The organism is Actinomadura atramentaria DSM 43919 (assembly GCF_000381885.1).
Classification (GTDB): domain Bacteria; phylum Actinomycetota; class Actinomycetes; order Streptosporangiales; family Streptosporangiaceae; genus Spirillospora; species Spirillospora atramentaria.
In genome coordinates this window covers 345,424-361,501 of the sequence record NZ_KB907213.1, presented here as the reverse complement: position 1 = coordinate 361,501, position 16,078 = coordinate 345,424, and the positions used below count along the sequence as shown (strand labels likewise).

Genomic DNA, 16,078 nt, shown 5'->3' with positions numbered 1-16,078 from the left:
TAAATCGCGAAAAACCGATATTCTACGAGTTTCTAAACGGCTGCCGCCGCGGCGCGGGCGGCGTCCGGAAGGACCGCCAGAATCCGGTCCAGCGCGGCATCGTCGTGCGCCGCCGACAGGAACCAGACCTCGTACGCGGACGGCGGCAGGTACACGCCGCGCTCCAGCGCCGCCTGGAAGAACGCCGCGTAGGCGCGGGAGTCCTGGTGCTGCGCCTCCTCGAACGTCCGTACCGGCCCGTCTGCGAAGAAAACCGAGAACAGGTTCCCGGCGCGCTGCACGTGGTGCGGGACGCCCGCCGCCGTCAGCGCCTCCGACGCGGCCGCGGACACGATCCCGGCGGCGCGGTCGATCGCCGCGTAGACCTCCGGCGTCGCGTTGCGCAGCGTCGCGAGCCCGGCCGCCGTCGCGAGCGGGTTCCCCGACAGCGTCCCGGCCTGGTAGACGGGTCCGGACGGGGCGAGCCGGTCCATGACGTCGGCGCGGCCCCCGAACGCGGCGGCGGGCAGCCCGCCGCCCATCACCTTCCCGAACGTCACCAGGTCGCCCGCGACGCCCTCGATGCCGTACCAGCCCGAGGCGGACGCGCGGAACCCCGTCAGCACCTCGTCGATCACCAGCAGCGCGCCGTTGCGCTCGCACAGCGACTTCAGCAGCTCGTTGAAGTGCTCCAGCGGCGGCACGACGCCCATGTTGCACGGCACCGCCTCGGTGATCACGCAGGCGATCTCGTGTCCGTACTCGGCGAACGCGAGTTCGACGGCCGCGACGTCGTTGTACGGCAGGACGATCGTGTCCGCCGTCGTCGCGCCCGTGACGCCCGGCGTGTCCGGCAGCGCCAGCGTCGCGACGCCCGACCCGGCGGCGGCGAGCAGGGAGTCGACGTGCCCGTGGTAGCAGCCGGCGAACTTCACGACCTTCGCCCGGCCGGTGAAGCCGCGCGCGAGCCGGATCGCCGACATCGTCGCCTCGGTGCCGGAGTTGACGAGCCGCACCCGCTCGACGGGCGCCCGCGCGACGATCTCCTCGGCCAGCTCGACCTCGCCGGGCGTCGGCGTCCCGTAGGACGTCCCGCGCGCCGCCGCGCCCTGGACGGCCTCGACGACGGCCGGGTGCGCGTGCCCGAGGATCATCGGGCCCCACGAGCAGACGAGGTCCACGTACTCGTTGCCGTCGGCGTCGGTGAGGTACGGGCCGCGCGCCGACGTGATGAACCGGGGCGTGCCGCCCACGGCGCGGAAGGCCCGCACCGGCGAGTTCACCCCGCCCGGGACGACCCGCTCCGCTCGTGCGAAAAGGTCCTGGGAACGTTCGGTGGAAGTCACGGCGACCAGTCTTCCAGTGCCGTTCCGCAGCCGGGACACGACCCTGCGCGCACGCTCCGGACGGAGCCGGTTGCAGTTCGGTGACTTGCCTTGACCGCGCCCGCTACGGGCCTATAGTCCAGCAACGAGAGTGTCCACCCCGTTCGGGTGGGCCATTATGGAACGCACCGGAAATAGGGATATCGACGCCCGGCGCGGCGTCGGTGGTGCGCAGCGGCGCCGGCCGTAAGCGGAGGGGATGGCTCGCACGTGGTCAACGGCTGGACGGTTCCGGGCTTCACGTACGCACGGGATCTGGGCGGCGGCGCCGCCGGCCGCGTGGTGCTGGCGATCGACGACGTCACCCAGAGCAAGGTGGCCATCAAGTACCTCGACTCCCGGCTGGACGGCGACGAGGTCTTCCTGTCGCGGTACCGGATGACCGCGCGCCGGCTGTCCCAGCTTGAGGACCCCAACGTCGTCGACCTGTTCGACCTGATGGAGACGCCGCAGGGCAGCGCCGTCGTCATGGACTTCGCCGAGGGCGTGACACTGCGCCGCATCCTCACCGCGCAGGGGCCGACCGGTCCGCTCGCGGCGCTCTCGGTGCTCGGCGGGATGCTGCTCGGCCTGGCCGCCGCGCACGACAAGGAGATCGTCCACGGGGCGCTGCGCCCGTCCAACGTCATCGTGGACGGCGAGGGCAACGCGCTGCTCACCGACTTCGGCATGACCCCGTCCGGCGACGCCGCGCAGGGCGGCCCCGCCTACTCCGCCCCGGAGCTGTGGAACGGCGCTCCCGCCGGCGTCGCGTCGGACCTGTACGCCGCGACGGCCGTGTTCTACGAGTGCCTGACGGGCGCGCCCCCGTTCACCGGGCGGTCGCTGGCCAAGGCGCACCGCGAGGCGCCGATCCCCGTCGAGAACGTGCCCGGACCGCTGCGCGACATCATCGGGCAGGGCCTGGCGAAGGAGCCGGAGAAGCGGCCCGCGTCGGCCGCCGACTTCCTCGGCGCGGTCGAGGAGGCCGCCGTCGCCGCCTACGGGCCGTCGTGGGAGGCGCAGGGCCGGGGCCGCATCACCGAGCTGGCCGAGCAGGCGAGCAAGGCCCCCGAGCCGGCGCCCGCCAAGACGCGCTCGTCCGGGAAGAACGCCGTGACCGCCCCGGCGCGCGGCGGCGGCCGCGCGAAGCCGCTCATCGCGGTCGCGGCGGCGCTCGTCGTCGCGGCGGGCATCGCGGGCGCGGTCGTCTCCCTCAACCGCGGCAAGGACACGCCGCCGCCGTCGCCCGCGACGTCGGGCAGCCCCTCCCCCGTCCCGACCGTGGACCCGGCGCTCGCCGAGGCCGCGTCGCTCGCCGGACGCGTCGAGCAGGCCGTCGCGCGGCCCGCCGGGGCGACGTTCACCTTCCACCGCACCGGCTGCTGCGGCGCCGCGACGGCGCAGGGCACGCTCGGCCTGCTGGACGCCGCGCCCGCCTCGTACTCGATGACGGTCGCGGGCTCGGGCGGCACCAAGAAGGCCGGGAAGTCGATCGTCATCAAGGACACGACGTATCTGCGCGCGGGCGGGAAGTGGCGGTCGGTCGCCTACGATCCGCGCGCGCACGGCTACTCGGGCCTCGCCGCGCAGATCCGGCAGGGGTCGTCGGTGGCGAACGTCCCGGCGCTGCTGCGGTCCAGCACGGCGTTCCGCCGGACCGCGAAGGGCTACGAGGGCACCGCGCCGATCGCCAAGCTCGCGCAGGTTCAGGGCGTCGGCGACCTCTTCACCGACCTCGCGCGCCGCACGGGCGCGAAGGAGGTCGTCTACACGGTCCAGCTCGACCGCGCAGGCCGCCCGCTGCGCGTCGTCTTCCGCACGTACGGCACTCCGAAGGCCCGCACGCAGGCGTACCAGACGACGTACGGGAGCTGGGGGCGCAAGGTGACGATCAGCGCTCCGCGTTGATCTGAGGACGGCCGCCGACCCGATCGCCAAGCGCGGGAACCGGAACAACAGCCTGACTCAGTGGGTCGGCGGCTCGCCTGCGAGGAGCGAAGCGGGGTCCGTCAGGGGGGGGTCGCAGCTCTCCGAGAGGACGGCCAGCAGGCGCAGCGGGTCCGGCAGGCCGCGGCCGTTCGGCTCGCGGAGCCAGGTGACGGCGCGGCCGTACGGGAGCTGCGAGGGCGGGGCCACGACGTAGCTGTCCCGGCAGTGCCAGCGGAGGCCCGGCGTTTCCGCGACGGTCTCGGGCGAGCAGTCCAGCCCGCACGACCACCACTCGTCCTCGTCCACGGGCGCGCCGCGCGTCGCGACGAAGAACAGGTACCGCTCGTCGGCGACGGCGGCGACCGGGCCGGCGGGAAGGCCCTCGGCGTCGATGCGGGCCAGGGCGAGCGCGCCCGCGGCCGCCGGGACGTCGAAGACGTCGAAGACGCGGCCGGTCGGCAGGATGACGTTCGCGTCCGGGCGGCGGGCCCACAGCGCGTCGATGACGTCCGCGTCCACGCTGGCCTGCCGCGCCCACCCCGCCGACAGCGGATGCGCGCCGGGCGAGGGACAGCCCATGCGGTCGCACGAGCAGGCGCGGTCCGACCCGGCGGGCGACCCCGGCACGCACGGCCAGCCCGCCGCCCCGTAGGCCCGCGCGGCGGCGGCGAAGCGTTCCGGGTCCTGCTCGCGCGTCCGCTGCCGTCTGTGACCCGAGATCGTCGGCATCGTCAACCCCCGGAGGCTCGCGCGTGCGTTATCGGTGTTTCGACCGATGATGCACGTGTGACGGGGGGCACGGCAGACCACCCCCGGAAAAACGACCCCAATTGACTAGCCCCGAGTGATCACCGGGGGAAATGTACGCGCGGCGCGGCTCAGCGGGTCAGGCGGGTGGCGGCCTCGGTCGCCCAGTAGGTCAAAACGATGTCCGCGCCGGCCCGGCGGATGGCGATCAGGGACTCGTCGATCGCGCGCTCGCGGTCGATCCAGCCCTTCCCGGCCGCCGCCTCGATCATCGCGTACTCGCCGCTGACCTGGTACGCGACCACGGGCACGTCCACCGCGTCGCGGACGCGCCGCACCACGTCCAGGTACGGCCCGGCGGGCTTGACCATCACCATGTCCGCGCCCTCCTCCAGGTCGAGGAAGACTTCGCGCAGCGACTCGTCGGAGTTCGCCGGGTCCTGCTGGTGGGTGGACCGGTCGCCGAAGACCGGCGCGCACTCGGCGGCGTCGCGGAACGGCCCGTAGAACGCCGACGCGTACTTCGCCGAGTACGCGAGGACGGGCAGTTCCGGGTGCCCGGAGTCGTCCAGGGCGGCGCGGATCGCGGCGACCTGGCCGTCCATCATCCCGCTCGGCGCGACGACGTCGACCCCGGCGGCGGCCTGCGCGCGCGCGATCGAGGCGTACCGCTCCAGCGTCGCGTCGTTGTCGATCTCGCCGCGCTCGGTGAGGATGCCGCAGTGCCCGTGGTCGGTGAACTCGTCCAGGCACAGGTCGGTCATGACGACGGCCGCGTCGCCGAGGTCGGCCTTGAGGTCCCGGACGGCGGTCTGCACGATGCCCTCGGGGTCGTCCGCGCCGGACCCGACGGCGTCCTTCACGGCGGGAATCCCGAACAGGATCAGCCCCCCGACGCCCGCGTCGACGGCCTCGTGCGCGGCCTTGCGCAGGCTGTCGCGGGTGTGCTGGACGACGCCGGGCATCGACGCGATCGGCGCGGGCTCGCCGATGCCCTCCTTGACGAACATCGGCAGCACCAGGTCGGCCGGGGCCAGCCGGGTCTCGGCCGCCAGCCGCCGCAGCGCGGGCGTGCGCCGCAGCCGCCGGGGGCGGGCGACGGGGAACTGAGCGGACATGGGCCTACTCCTCGCGGGAATCGGGGGGCGTCACTTGCGCCGGCGGGCTCCCCGGCGCATCTGGCTCGGCTTGCGCAGCGGGTCGCCCGCCTCGACCTGGGCGGCCCGCCGCCTGGCACCGTACTCCGCGAGCGCCTCCGCCAGCGCGGAAACGGACGGGCGGTCGGCCATGACGTCGACGCGCAGCCCGTACTCCTCGGCGGTCTTGGCGGTCTGCGGGCCGATCACGGCGATGACGGTGACGTTGTGCGGCTTGCCCGCGATGCCGATCAGGTTCTTGACGGTGGACGACGAGGTGAACAGCACCGCGTCGAACCCGCCGCCCTTGATCGCCTCGCGGATCGGCGCGGGCGGCGGCGCGGCGCGCACCGTCCGGTAGGCGGTGACGTCCTCGCACTCCCAGCCCAGCTCGGTGAGCCGCGCGATGAGCGTGTCGGTGGCGATGTCGGCGCGCGGCAGCAGGACCCGGTTGATCGGGTCGAGATCCTCGTCGTAGGGCGGCCACACGTCGGCCAGGCCCTCGCTGGACTGCTGCCCGGACGGCATCAGGTCGGGCTGGACGCCGAACTCCACGAGCGCGGCGGCGGTCTGCTCGCCGACGGCGGCGACCTTGAGCCCGGCGAACGCGCGGGCGTCCAGGCCGTAGTCGGTGAACTTCTCGCGGACGGCCTTCACGGCGTTGGTGGAGGTGAACACCACCCACTCGTACCGGCCCGTCACCAGGCCCTTGACGGCGCGTTCCATCTGCTGCGGGGTGCGCGGCGGCTCGACGGAGATCGTCGGGACCTCGTCGGGGACGGCCCCGTATCCGCGGAGCTGCCGCGACAGCGACGCGGCCTGCTCCTTGGTGCGCGGGACGAGCACGCGCCAGCCGAACAGCGGCTTGGTCTCGAACCACGACAGCTTGTCGCGCCAGTTCACGACGTCGCCCACGATGATCATCGCGGGGGACTCCATGCCCTTGGTGTCGGCGGCGAGCCGGTTCAGCGTGGAGACGACGGTCTCCTGCTCGGTGGTGGTGCCGAGGCTGGTCATCGCGGCGGGCGTCGAGTCGGGCCGGCCGGCGGCGACGAGGCCCTTGGCGACCTCCGCGACGGTCCCCTCGGCGCCGAAGATCACGAGCGTGACGCCGGGCGCGGCGAACTTCTCCCAGTCGACGGCGCCCTCGGCCGCGTCCACGAACCGGACCTCGCGGTGCTTGGCGTCCGTCAGCGGGATGCCCGCGTACCCGGGCACGCCGGTCAGCGCGGACACGCCGGGCACGACCTCGAACGGGACGCCCGCCCTGTGCAGCGCGGCGCCCTCGGCGGCGAGCTGGCAGGCCAGCCCCGGGTCGCCGCGGAACAGCCGGACGACGTGGTGGCCCGCCTTGGCGGCCTTCACGGCGAGCTTGGCCGGGTCCCCGGCGGCGGAGTCGACGAACTCGACGTCCGGGCGGCAGTGCGCGCGGACGTCGGGGTGGACGGCGGCCGGGTCGGCGATGACCACGTCCGCGCGCGCCAGCTCGGCGGCGGCGCGCAGGGTCAGCAGGTTCGGGTCGCCCGGCCCCATCCCGACGAGCGCGACGAAGCGCGCCTCGGCGGCGTCGTCCTCGGGTGCGGGCGGCGGGCTCCCGGCGGCGGCGTCGAGGTCGGCCGGGTTCGGACTAGCGGGGCTCATCGTCAAGCTCCCCCATCAACTGGTCGGCCCCCTGGTCGAGGAGCCGCCGGGCGAGGTCACGCCCGAGCTCCTCGGCCTTCTCCGGGTGGCCGCTTGCGGACAGCCGTATCTGACGCGCGCCGTCCGTTCCGACGACGTTCGCCGTGAGATGCAGCTTTTGTTCTACTTCGGCAGCGTATGTTCCCACGGGTGCCGAACATCCTGCTTCCAGCACGGCGAGCACCGTGCGCTCCGCCGTGACCGCCGCGCGCGTCGGCGCGTCGTCCACCGCCGCCAGCAGCTCCACCAGGTCCGTCCGATCCGCGCGGCACTCCAGCGCCAGCGCGCCCTGCCCCGGCGCGGGCAGCATCTGGTCCGGCTCGAAGACCTCCGAGACCTCCGCGAGCCGCCCGATCCGCGTCAGCCCGGCGTAGGCGAGGACGACCGCGTCCAGCTCGCCGTCCGACACCTTGCGCAGCCGCGTGTCCGCGTTGCCGCGGATCGGCACGATCGAAAGGTCGGGGCGGAGCGCGCGGAGCTGCGCCACCCGGCGCGGCGAACCCGTCCCGACGCGCGCGCCGCGCGGCAGGTCGGCCAGCTTCGCCGGACCGCACAGCGCGTCGCGCGGATCGTCGCGGGCCGGGATCGCGGCGAGCGCGATGCCCTCGGCGGGGCCCGTCGGCAGGTCCTTCAGCGAATGCACCGCGAAGTCCACCTCACCGGACAGCAGCCGGTCGCGCAGGGCGTTGACGAACACCCCGGTACCGCCGATCTGCGCGAGCAGCGCCTTGGAAACGTCACCCTGCGTCGTTACCCCGACCAGCTCGACCGTAAGCCCCGTACGCTGCGACAACGCGTCGGCGACCAGCCCCGACTGGGTCGTCGCCATCAGGCTCTTGCGCGTTCCGAGCCGCAGCGGCCCCCTCGCCGTGCTCATCGGCCGGTCCCCTCTGCCTCGATGCCCTTGTCGGTCCTGCTCCAGGGGCGCGCGCCCGGCGCGGCGTCCCCCCGGTCCTCGGCCAGGTCGGCGCGGGCCACCGCGACCGGCGCCTTCGGGTCGAGGTCGAACAGCTCGCGCAGCGCCGCGGCGTAGGTGTCGCCGCCCGGCGCGGCCGCCAGCTCCTTCACCCGGACGGTCGGCGCGTGCAGCAGCTTGTCGGTGACGCGCCGGACGGTCCGCGCGATCTCCGCGCGCGCCCGCTCGTCCAACTCCGGCAGCCGCCCGGTGAGCCGCGCCAGCTCCGCGTCGACCACCTCGGCGGCCCGGGCGCGCAGCGCGACGACGGTCGGCGCGACGGCGGCGGCGCGCGCCGCGCCGTGGAACGCCGCGACCTCGGCGGCGACGATCCGCCGGACGGCCTCGACGGCCTCCGGCCCGATCGCGTGCGCGGCCTCGCGCGCCGTGCGCAGCCGCTCCAGCCCGGCCAGCTCGACGCCCGGCAGCTCGCCCGCGGCCTCGTCCACGTCGTGCGGCAGCGCCAGGTCCAGCAGGAACCGGCGGCGGCCGTCCGCGCCGTACCCGCGCGCGGCGAGCTGCGCGGCGGTCAGCACCAGGCCCGCGCCCGTGCAGGACACGACGAGGTCGGCGGCCGCGAGCGCGTCGTCGAGGTCGGCGAGCTCGATCGCGCGCGCCGGGACGTCCACCGACGCGGCCAGCCGCACCGCCTTCTCGTGCGTCCGGTTGGCGATGACGATCTCGCCCGCGCCCGCGCGGCCCAGCGTCGCGACGGCGAGCCCGCTCATCGCGCCCGCGCCGACGACCAGCGCCCGCACGCCGGGCAGCGGCCCGAGGTGCGCCTCGGCGAGCTGCAGGCCGACGCCGACGAGCGACGCTCCCGCCTTGTCGATGCCCGTCTCGTGGTGCGCGCGCTTGCCGACGCGCAGCGCCTGCTGCACGACGTCGTGCAGGACGGACCCGATCGTCCCCTCGTCCTGCGCGAGCCGCAGCGCCGCCCGGAGCTGGCCGAGGATCTGCCCCTCGCCCACCACCATCGACTCCAGCCCGCACGCCACCGCGAACGCGTGCTGGACGGCCCGCTCCTCGTAGTGGACGTACAGGTGGCCCGCCAGCTCGTCCAGCGGCACCGACGAGTGCAGCGCCAGCAGTTCGGAGATCGCCGAGACGCCGCCGTGGAACTTGTCCACGTCCGCGTACACCTCGACGCGGTTGCACGTCGAGACGATCACGGCCTCCGCGACGTTCGCGGAGCCGTGGACGGCGTGCAGCAGCTTGACCAGGTCGTCACCGGTCACCGCGGCCTTCTCCAGCACCGCCACCGGAGCGCTCCGATGGCTGAGGCCCACCACCAAGACGCTCATCGGCCGGAACCCTCCGCTACTCTCGCCGTCTCCGCCCCAGGGGCCTGGTCACGCGCCCGCGCACGGGCCTGGTCGCGGGCGGTCACGCGTCCACCGCCTCGACGTAGTGCGCCGGGCCCGGCGGTCCGTCGCCGTAGCCGTCCGGCCCGCCCGCCTTGCGCTGCTCGTGGAACGCCAGAATCTGCAGTTCTATCGACAAATCGACTTTACGCACATCGACGCCGTCCGGCACCGAGAGCACCACGGGCGCGAAGTTCAGCACGCTCGTCACCCCGGCCGCGACGACGCGGTCGCACACGCCCTGCGCGGCGCCCGCCGGGGTCGCGATCACGGCGATCGACACCGACCGCTCGGCGATGACCTCCTCCAGCCGGTCGATGTGCTCGACGGCCATCCCCGAGATCTCCTCGCCGACGATGGCGTCATCGGCGTCGAGCAGCCCCGCGACCCGGAAGCCGCGCGAGGCGAACCCGCCGTAACCGGCCAGTGCCCGGCCCAGGTTACCGACCCCGATGATCGCCACGACCCAATCCTGGGTCAGGCCCAGTTCACGAGATATCTGGTAGACGAGGTACTCGACCTCGTAACCCACCCCGCGGGTGCCGTACGACCCCAGATGGGACAGGTCCTTGCGCAGTTTGGCCGAGTTGACGCCCGCCGCCGTCGCCAGCTCCTCCGACGAGACGGTCGCCACCCCCCGGTCCTGGAGTCCGTGCAGGGCGCGCAGGTAGACGGGCAGGCGCGCGACGGTGGCTTCGGGGATGCCGCGGTCGGCGCGGTCGCGGTTGCGGTTCTGGCGTGGTGTCACGGGCCTGCTCTTCGGGGGCTCGACGCTAGCTCCGGCCCGTGCGCCCCGGGGGCGGCGGCCCGACGGCCGACGCCCCGCAGCCCAGGACCGTCCTCCAGGTTAACCCTTGTGAATACGCGCACAAAGTCACCCCCCGGCCGCCGCAAGCCCCACCGAGTGACTACATAACGAACAACCTGCTCATGGATGGCGTTTCCAGGAGGGATTCGGCGCTCGGCGGCCGCGTCCGATGTGACGGACAGAACACGGTTCGGTCTAGCGGAGCAGCTTCCCGACCGCCGCGCGCAGCCGCGCCTCGTCCACCCGCCAGAAGTCGTGCCGGACGCCGTCCACGAACGTCACCGGGATCTGGTCGCCGTACTCGGCGAACTCCTCCGCCGACAGCGTGACGTCCCGCTCCTCCCACCGGACGCCCAGGTCGGCGGCGACCCGCTCGATCACGGCGCGGGCGTCGTCGCACAGGTGGCAGCCGGGCTTGCCCAGCATCGTGATCACGATGTCCGCGGGCGCCCGCCGCGCGGCGCGCCGCCCGATCACGAGTCCCCGATCACGGGCCGAAGCGGCCGGGCCCCGCGGGCGACGGCGCGGCCGCCGGCGGGACCTTGGCCGGGCCGAGCCGCAGGTCGATGACGTTCGTCGCCAGGACGTGCGAGCGGACGTCCGCCAGGAACCGCAGCAGATGCGGCTGCCGCTGGTGCGCGGTGAACGACGCCTCGTCGCGGAACAGCCGGTAGATGATGCGCTGCGTCGGCGCGTTCGCGACCGTGTGGCAGGCCAGGACCAGCGCGTCCGGCTCGGCCAGCGCGCCGCGCACCAGCTCGTCGGCGGCGCGGTCGAACGCGTCCTCCCGGCCGTCGAGCAGCGTGTAGACGGTGATCTGGCCGCGCGCCGCCGACAGGTCCGTCCCGGCGGGGACGCCGCCGGGCGGGACGCCGAGCGCCGCGGCGATCGGCGGGCCGTCCAGGCTCGTCGGCGCGGCGGGCGCCGGCTCGGGGAACCGCAGCTCCTCCCGGTCCGGCTCGGGGAACCGCAGGTCGCCGCGCGGGTCCATGCCCGCCGGGGCGGGGCGCGGCTCCGGCGCGGGCGGGGCGGCGGGGACGTCCGCCGCGTAGCCCTGGTCCTCGTAGCCGGTCGCGGGCTCGTCGGCGTAGCCGTCCGCGTAGTCCTCGTCGTCCTCGTAGACGGGGATCGTCCGCATCGCCCCGTACCAGACGAGCCCGGCCGCGCCGCCCAGCGCCAGCGCCGCCACCGGCCCCGGCAGCATGCCGCGCGTGCCCGCCACGACCAGGACGCCCGCCAGCGCGACCAGCGCGACCGGGATCAGCAGCTCGGCCGCCTCCTCGTCGCGCCGGGACGCCAGCAGCGCCGTCACGACCGCGCACACGACCAGCGTGAGGACGGCCAGCACGTGCGCGCCGTCGATCAGGAACAGCGGCAGCGGCCCGTAGCTCTTGCCCGGCTTGGGCAGCGCGTCGCCGAAACTGCCGACGGTCGGGTCGATCACCAGGATCACCAGGGCGATCACGGTGTACGAGGCCACGAACAGCCAGGTGCTGAACCGGATCTGCACGTAGCGGGCGACCAGCTCGACCATGCCGAGCGCGAGCCACATCGGGGCGAGCAGCGCCGCGCCGATCTCGACGACCCGGAACAGCGGGCCGTTGAACCCGGCCAGGAGGCCGACCGTCATCGCGAGCAGCGCGAGGCTGAGGCCGACCAGCGTCACCGACCAGGCGATCAGGTACAGCAGCCGATCGTTCGAGGCGCGTCTGACCAGCAACCAGGTGGCGACGATGGCGCCCACGGTCGCCGGCAGCGCGAGAAGAGCGGAGAGCATGGTGGCCCCATGGTGCCCGATGGGAGCCGCCAAGGGGTAACCGCTTCGGACAAAGGCCCGGCGCGGAATCATGCGCCCGGCCACTTGCGCGCGGCGGTCCGTCCGCCGGAATCCCCGCCGTGCGGGGCGCTGCGGGCCGTCCGGGCGATTTCGACGGGCGGCGGGACTGGGGCGGGCGAAAGGTGTCCGACTAGGCTCGGGTCATGCGGCTTTTCTGGCATCGCGGCAAAGGGCACGATCCGGTGCGTTCGGGGGAGGCCGCCGCCGAGGCGGCCGCCGAGCCGAACCCGCTGCCCGAGCCCGACCCGCACGCGGCGGCGTTCTTCGACGTGGACAACACGATGATGCGCGGCGCGTCGATCTACTACTTCGCGCGCGGCCTCGCGGCCCGCAAGCTGTTCACCCTGCGCGACCTCGCCATGTTCGCCTGGGGGCAGGCCGCGTTCCGGGTGCGCGGCACCGAGAACGCCGAGCACATCGGCAGCGCGAAGGAGGCGGCGCTGGCGTTCGTCGCCGGGCAGCGCGTGTCCGACCTCGTCCGGCTCAGCGAGGAGATCTACGACGAGGTCATGGCCGACCGGATCTGGCACGGCACCCGGCGGCTCGCCCTCCAGCACCTCGACGCGGGGCAGCAGGTGTGGCTCGTCACGGCGACGCCCGTCGAGGTCGCCCGGACGATCGCGCACCGGCTCGGGCTGACGGGCGCGCTCGGCACCGTCGCCGAGTCGCGCGGCGGCGTCTACACCGGACGGCTCGTGGGGAACCTGCTGCACGGCACGGCCAAGGCGGAGGCGCTGCGCGCGCTGGCGCAGCGCGAAAGCCTTGATCTGGCGCGGTGCTCCGCCTACAGCGACTCGATCAACGACCTGCCGATGCTGACGGCCGTCGGCCACCCGCACGCCGTCAACCCCGACGGCGCGCTGCGCGAGTACGCCCGCGAGCACGGCTGGCCGATCCACGACTTCCGCACCGGGCGGAAGGTCACGATGGTCGCCCTGCCCGCCGCTGCGGGGGCGGGCGCGCTGGCGGGCGGCGTCGCGGCGGGCGTCGCGCTGCGCCGCCACTACCGGAACTAGCGGCTACAGGAACGCGGGGCCGCGCTCCAGCAACGCGTCGTAGACCATCTGCTGCACGACCTCGCGGATGTGGTCGGTGAGCTCGAACACCGTCATCGGGTCGTCGGCGGCGTCCGGGCCGTACTCGCCCAGCGGCATCGGCTCGCCGATCCTGATCAGCCAGCGCGACGGCAGCGGGACGAGGCCGCCGAGGCCCAGCAGCGGGAACGTCGGCGTGACCGGGAAGTACGGCAGGCCGAGCAGCCGCGCCAGCGGCCGCAGGTCGCCGATCTTGGGGTAGATCTCCTCCGCGCCGACGATCGCGACGGGGACGATCGGGACGTCCGCGTCCAGCGCCGTCCGCACGAACCCGCCGCGGCCGAACCGCTGGAGCCGGTACCGCTCCGCGAACGGCTTCCCGACGCCCTTGAAGCCCTCGGGGAACACGCCGACCAGCTCGCCCTTGTCCAGGAGGCGCCGCGCGTCCTCCCGGTTGGCGAGCGTGTGGCCCGCCTTGCGCGACAGGTGCCCGAGGACGGGGATCTGGTAGACGAGGTCCGCGCCGAGCAGCCGCAGCGGGCGGCGCGCCTCGTCGTGGACGGCGACCGACAGCATCACCGCGTCCAGCGGGACCGTCCCCGAGTGGTTCGCGACGAGCAGCGCGCCGCCCTCCTCGGGCAGGTTCTCGACGCCCTGCACCTCGATGCGGAACCAGTGCTCGTACAGGGTCCGGGCGATCGGGAGCAGCACGGAGCGGTTCAGGTCGGGGTCGTAGCCGAACTCGTCGACCTCGTACTCGCCCGCGAGCCTGCGCCGCAGGAACGCCAGCCCCGACGCGACCGCGCGCTCGACGGGGTTGTGCCGCCCCGCCTCACGGCCCGCCGCGCCCGCGCCGCGCGCCGAGTCGAGCGGGATGACGGGCGCGACCGCGTCCGACCGGGACGGGTCCTCGAAGTGCCGCGCGTTCATCAACCGCTCCCCTCAACTACCCGGCCTCCGCCGCGCCGGTACAAGCCCCGGGCCGACTACGAAGCGGCTCCGGGGCGGCTCCGCGCCGCCGCTCGCACGCCCGTACGACGCGGCCGCCGGACCGCGCTCCGCCCGACTCGGCGGAGCAACCACCCGGAAACCCGCGAAATCCAGGTGCCTCGGCTCCATCTTCCCCCACGGCCCCCGACCGGTGAAGGCCCGCCCTGCCCGTCCGCGCAACGCGCGATCGACCGCCGCCCGACAGAAGCGACTCGGCGAGCCAGGTTCCCCGCGCGCGTGCAGCGAAACAGTCGCCGAACGACCAGTCCGGACGCGCGGAAAAGCCCATCACCGCGCGACGGCCGCGCTGAAGAACCGCTGGACGGTAGCTGGGACGGCGCAGGGGCCTCTCCAGCGAGGCTTGTTCGGTAAAGCCCGGCGTTCGTGCTTCGCGCGGGGGAACGACCTGCGGTGCTTCGCGCCGGGCGCCGCGCCCGTGGGCGGGCGGCTCCCGTTGGGGATGCGGCTGCCGGGCGAGGCGGGCGGGGCGTGGTCGGCGGGGCGTCAGCCGGCGGTGAGGAAGTCGGCGAGGGCCGCCTCGGTGGTGAACTTCGGGCGCCAGGCGAGTTCCTCGACCAGGCGCGACGTGTCCACGACGCGGCCGTGGGTCAGCCAGCGCAGCAGTTCGGGCGAGAAGCCCGACATGCCGCCGAACCGGCGGCCGACGTCGCCGAGGACGGAGATCGACGGGCGCGGCAGCGGCACCGACGGGCGGTGCGCGCGGCGCAGCACCTGGGACAGCAGCAGCACGCCGTCCCCGGCGACGTTGAACGTCCCGGGGTGCTCCTCCACGGTCGTGCGGCGCAGGACCTCGACCCCGTCGTCGGTGTGGACGAACTGGAGCCGCGGGTCGAACCCGAACACGGTCGGGACGACCGGCATCCGCAGATAGTGGGTGAACGGCGAGTCCACGCCGCCGCCGAGGAAGTTCGCGAACCGCAGCACGGTGACCGCCAGGTCCGCCCGGCGGCGCTGCAGGCCGCGCACGTAGCCCTCGATCTCGGCGGCGTCCTTGGCGAAGCCGTGCCGGGGCGGCCGGGCGGGCTCGTCGCGTTCGACGAACACGGCCGGGTCGCGCGGCGAGGAGCCGTACACGGCGGCGGACGACCGCACGACGAGCCGGCGCATCGACTCCGACCGCTGGCACGCCGCGAGGAGCTGCATCGTCCCGATGACGTTCAGCTCCTTGACCTTCGCCCGTGAGCCCGACGGGGCCCCCACCAGGTTCAGGTGGACGACCGTGTCGACGCGCGCGGCGGCGAGGATCTTCGCGATCCCGGGCGTGCGCAGGTCGACGCGCACGAACTCGGTGCGGCCCAGCGGCACCGGCGGCGGAACGGTGTCCACCCCGATGACCCGCTCGATGCCCGGATCGGCTTGCAGCGTGTTCGCGACCCGCGTCCCGAGGAACCGGGACACCCCGGTGACGAGGACCACGCGGGCCGCGGAGGAGGGCATGTACGTCACCGTGCGCCCCACCCCTAACGGCTGAGAGACCGGCTGCCTGCTACTTCTTGTTGCGGCGCTGGATGCGCGTCTTCTTCAGCAGCTTGCGGTGCTTCTTCTTCGCCATCCGCTTGCGACGCTTCTTGATGACAGAGCCCACGAGACCTCGCTCGGCATATCGGGGTAGGAACGATGACGCGGACATGCCGCGGCGAGATCGGAAAACCTCCCGCGCACGGTCCGAAGGACAAGGGTACCGCTGACCCGACGCCGGTCAGGACGCCGGTCGGGCCACCGCCCCCGCGCCCGCCTACCACGCCCGACCGAACACCGCCCCACGACACGCGCTCCTCCCCCGCACGAACGCCTTCGGCCAGCAGAAGACGACGCGCCACTTGCAACACCGCCCGCGCGGCCGCGCCAACGCGGAACACTTCGCCACCCCCACGCGCAACGGACGGGGCTCAGCCCGCGCAAGCGAAGTAACAGCACCGCCGCGCAGTTCACCACGCCCGCGCACAGCGGCCGTTCTTCCCGGCCCGGCTGGCGGCCCATCCCATGACGCGCTCACGAGAGTGACCACCGGACCAACGGCCCGGGCCAGCGCGCGAGAACGACCGGACGAGCACCGATCGGCCAGCCGTGCCGAGCCTCCTGGCCCACGGTCGGCGTTGCCGCGACGTTCGCACTCACGGGATTGACGCCGCTGGGCTGCCGACGCGGCCAGCGTCGCCACGACGATCCGGCGAGCGACGGTCAGCCAGGCTGGTGCTCTGGCCCACGGTCGGCATTGCCGCAACACTCGC

The 16,078-nt window shown here is 74.1% G+C and carries 14 protein-coding genes; 2 read left to right on the top strand and 12 right to left on the bottom strand.

Translation table 11 applies throughout. From position 1 onward, the window contains the following. Window positions 1–32: 32 nt before the first annotated feature. Entirely contained in the window at window positions 33–1,325 is a 1,293-nt protein-coding gene (gene hemL, locus G339_RS0117190) for a glutamate-1-semialdehyde 2,1-aminomutase (protein WP_084693284.1), read from the bottom strand. 249 nt (window positions 1,326–1,574) lie between these two features. Here hemL and G339_RS36155 point away from each other — a divergent pair, with 249 nt between their 5' ends. Further along, complete coding sequence (locus G339_RS36155; protein WP_051107864.1) at window positions 1,575–3,254, top strand: serine/threonine-protein kinase; 1,680 nt, start codon at window positions 1,575–1,577, stop codon at window positions 3,252–3,254. Between the two features lie 57 nt (window positions 3,255–3,311). On the opposite strand, the gene G339_RS0117175 is transcribed toward G339_RS36155, so the two are convergent. The 8 genes from G339_RS0117175 to G339_RS0117140 form a co-directional block, all read right to left on the bottom strand. Next, a complete protein-coding gene (locus G339_RS0117175) occupies window positions 3,312–4,004 on the bottom strand; it encodes a bifunctional DNA primase/polymerase (RefSeq protein ID WP_033323434.1) in 693 nt (230 codons plus the stop codon). A 149-nt stretch (window positions 4,005–4,153) separates the two neighbouring features. After that, window positions 4,154–5,140 (bottom strand): porphobilinogen synthase, encoded by a 987-nt coding sequence (hemB, locus tag G339_RS0117170; RefSeq protein ID WP_019632314.1) that lies wholly within the window; start codon window positions 5,138–5,140, stop codon window positions 4,154–4,156. Between the two features lie 30 nt (window positions 5,141–5,170). Beyond that, on the bottom strand, window positions 5,171–6,799 hold the full coding sequence (locus tag G339_RS0117165; RefSeq protein WP_019632313.1) for a uroporphyrinogen-III synthase: 1,629 nt from the start codon (window positions 6,797–6,799) through the stop codon (window positions 5,171–5,173). Next, window positions 6,786–7,715: a hydroxymethylbilane synthase gene (gene hemC, locus G339_RS0117160; RefSeq protein ID WP_019632312.1), complete on the bottom strand. Its 930-nt coding sequence runs from the start codon at window positions 7,713–7,715 to the stop codon at window positions 6,786–6,788. The genes G339_RS0117165 and hemC overlap by 14 nt, the downstream gene beginning before the upstream one ends. Continuing rightward, window positions 7,712–9,097 carry a glutamyl-tRNA reductase gene (locus tag G339_RS34080; RefSeq protein WP_051107863.1) on the bottom strand — a complete coding sequence of 462 codons (1,386 nt, stop codon included), beginning with the start codon at window positions 9,095–9,097 and terminating at the stop codon, window positions 7,712–7,714. The genes hemC and G339_RS34080 overlap by 4 nt, the downstream gene beginning before the upstream one ends. 82 nt (window positions 9,098–9,179) lie before the next feature. After that, window positions 9,180–9,905: a redox-sensing transcriptional repressor Rex gene (locus G339_RS0117150; RefSeq protein ID WP_019632310.1), complete on the bottom strand. Its 726-nt coding sequence runs from the start codon at window positions 9,903–9,905 to the stop codon at window positions 9,180–9,182. 255 nt (window positions 9,906–10,160) lie between these two features. Then, window positions 10,161–10,391 carry a glutaredoxin family protein gene (locus G339_RS0117145; RefSeq protein WP_051107874.1) on the bottom strand — a complete coding sequence of 77 codons (231 nt, stop codon included), beginning with the start codon at window positions 10,389–10,391 and terminating at the stop codon, window positions 10,161–10,163. A 61-nt stretch (window positions 10,392–10,452) separates the two neighbouring features. Next, window positions 10,453–11,742 (bottom strand): putative quinol monooxygenase, encoded by a 1,290-nt coding sequence (locus G339_RS0117140; protein WP_019632308.1) that lies wholly within the window; start codon window positions 11,740–11,742, stop codon window positions 10,453–10,455. A gap of 203 nt (window positions 11,743–11,945) precedes the next feature. Here G339_RS0117140 and G339_RS0117135 point away from each other — a divergent pair, with 203 nt between their 5' ends. Further along, window positions 11,946–12,818 carry an HAD family hydrolase gene (locus G339_RS0117135; RefSeq protein ID WP_026341538.1) on the top strand — a complete coding sequence of 291 codons (873 nt, stop codon included), beginning with the start codon at window positions 11,946–11,948 and terminating at the stop codon, window positions 12,816–12,818. A gap of 3 nt (window positions 12,819–12,821) precedes the next feature. On the opposite strand, the gene G339_RS0117130 is transcribed toward G339_RS0117135, so the two are convergent. The 3 genes from G339_RS0117130 to G339_RS37895 all read right to left on the bottom strand — a co-directional run bounded on the left by G339_RS0117130 (window position 12,822) and on the right by G339_RS37895 (window position 15,432). Beyond that, window positions 12,822–13,766, bottom strand: coding sequence for a lysophospholipid acyltransferase family protein (locus G339_RS0117130; RefSeq protein WP_019632306.1), 945 nt, complete (start codon window positions 13,764–13,766; stop codon window positions 12,822–12,824). 564 nt (window positions 13,767–14,330) lie between these two features. Continuing rightward, window positions 14,331–15,284 (bottom strand): NAD-dependent epimerase/dehydratase family protein, encoded by a 954-nt coding sequence (locus tag G339_RS0117125; protein WP_033323430.1) that lies wholly within the window; start codon window positions 15,282–15,284, stop codon window positions 14,331–14,333. A gap of 49 nt (window positions 15,285–15,333) precedes the next feature. Continuing rightward, the gene (locus tag G339_RS37895; RefSeq protein WP_018654693.1) at window positions 15,334–15,432 is read right to left on the bottom strand and encodes a 30S ribosomal protein bS22; all 99 of its coding nucleotides are present in this window, start codon (window positions 15,430–15,432) and stop codon (window positions 15,334–15,336) included. Between the last annotated feature and the right edge of the window lie 646 nt (window positions 15,433–16,078).

Bases quoted from the DNA above. Each gene is read 5' to 3' on its own strand.
- G339_RS0117140 (WP_019632308.1), bottom strand. From the start codon at position 11,742: ATGCTCTCCGCTCTTCTCGCGCTGCCGGCGACCGTGGGCGCCATCGTC.
- G339_RS0117125 (WP_033323430.1), bottom strand. From the start codon at position 15,284: ATGCCCTCCTCCGCGGCCCGCGTGGTCCTCGTCACCGGGGTGTCCCGG.
- G339_RS0117175 (WP_033323434.1), bottom strand. From the start codon at position 4,004: ATGCCGACGATCTCGGGTCACAGACGGCAGCGGACGCGCGAGCAGGAC.
- G339_RS34080 (WP_051107863.1), bottom strand. From the start codon at position 9,097: ATGAGCGTCTTGGTGGTGGGCCTCAGCCATCGGAGCGCTCCGGTGGCG.
- hemC (WP_019632312.1), bottom strand. From the start codon at position 7,715: ATGAGCACGGCGAGGGGGCCGCTGCGGCTCGGAACGCGCAAGAGCCTG.
- G339_RS0117145 (WP_051107874.1), bottom strand. From the start codon at position 10,391: ATGCTGGGCAAGCCCGGCTGCCACCTGTGCGACGACGCCCGCGCCGTG.
- G339_RS0117130 (WP_019632306.1), bottom strand. From the start codon at position 13,766: ATGAACGCGCGGCACTTCGAGGACCCGTCCCGGTCGGACGCGGTCGCG.
- G339_RS0117165 (WP_019632313.1), bottom strand. From the start codon at position 6,799: ATGAGCCCCGCTAGTCCGAACCCGGCCGACCTCGACGCCGCCGCCGGG.
- hemB (WP_019632314.1), bottom strand. From the start codon at position 5,140: ATGTCCGCTCAGTTCCCCGTCGCCCGCCCCCGGCGGCTGCGGCGCACG.
- G339_RS0117135 (WP_026341538.1), top strand. From the start codon at position 11,946: ATGCGGCTTTTCTGGCATCGCGGCAAAGGGCACGATCCGGTGCGTTCG.